This window comes from Streptomyces sp. NPDC060205 (assembly GCF_042728395.1).
Classification (GTDB): Bacteria; Actinomycetota; Actinomycetes; order Streptomycetales; family Streptomycetaceae; genus Streptomyces.
The window spans coordinates 1-1,073 of sequence record NZ_JBHWZP010000658.1 but is presented as its reverse complement, the minus strand read 5'-3'; the positions used below and the strand labels follow the sequence as shown (position 1 = coordinate 1,073).

Here is a 1,073-nt window from a genome sequence, read left to right as displayed (position 1 = left end):
GGTCAAGGTGATGGACTTCGGCATCGCGCGCGCCCTGCACGGCGCGCAGTCGACGATGACCCAGACCGGCATGGTCATGGGCACGCCCCAGTACCTCTCTCCGGAGCAGGCGCTCGGCAAGGCGGTCGACCACCGCAGCGACCTGTACGCGACGGGCTGTCTGCTCTACGAACTCCTCGCGCTGCGGCCCCCGTTCACCGGTGAGACCCCGCTGTCGGTGGTCTACCAGCACGTCCAGGACATTCCGGTGCCCCCGTCCGAGGTCTCGGACGCGACGCCGCCGGAGCTCGACGGCCTGGTCATGCGCTCCCTCGCGAAGGAGCCGGACGACCGGTTCCAGACCGCCGAGGAGATGCGCGGCCTCGTCCAGTACGCGCTGCAGATGCTGTACGACCAGGGCGGCCACACGGGCACCTGGAACACCGGCCCGGTGACCGCGCACGAGGGCATGAGCACTCCGGCGCTGGGTCTCGCGGGCGCGGCCGGGCTGCCGCACCCCGGTGACTCGGGCACCGCCCAGATCCCGTCACCGCTGCTGCCCCCGGGCCATGGTGGCGACGACGGCGGCTTCGAGGGGCACGGCAACCACGGCAGTGGCCGCGGCAAGTTGTGGATCCTCGCCGTCTTCGCGGTGATAGCGATCGCGGCGGGTGTGGCGCTGGCGCTGAACGGCGGTGGTGACGGCGGCGGGGCGGGTCCGAAGACGACGCCGACCGCCTCGGAGACCGAGAAGGACACCACTCCGAGCGAGGACGCGTCGGACGAGCCGACGGACGAGCAGACGGAGGAGGACACGAGCACGGGCGGCAACTCGGACTACACGCCGTCGTACGAGCCGTCGCCGACGTACTCGCCCTCGCCCACCGAGTCGAAGCCCTCGGCCGACCCGACGACCAAGGCCCCGACGACGACGCCCCCGCCGGACGAAGAGACGACCCCGCCGGACGAGGAGACTCCTCCGGAGGAATCGCCGGCCGACGCCGGTGGCACGAACGGGGACCCCGGCGCCGAGGACTGACCCGTCGGCCCGCCTCCCCCCCCCCGCAGAGCACCGCCCACGCGCGCGTGGAGCC

The 1,073-nt window shown here is 72.9% G+C and carries 1 protein-coding gene; it reads left to right on the top strand.

The window, feature by feature from the left end:
• A partial coding sequence (locus tag ACFWGJ_RS43815; RefSeq protein ID WP_387334566.1) for a protein kinase occupies positions 1–1,018 on the top strand: 1,018 nt, incomplete at its 5' end.
• Between the last annotated feature and the right edge of the window lie 55 nt (positions 1,019–1,073).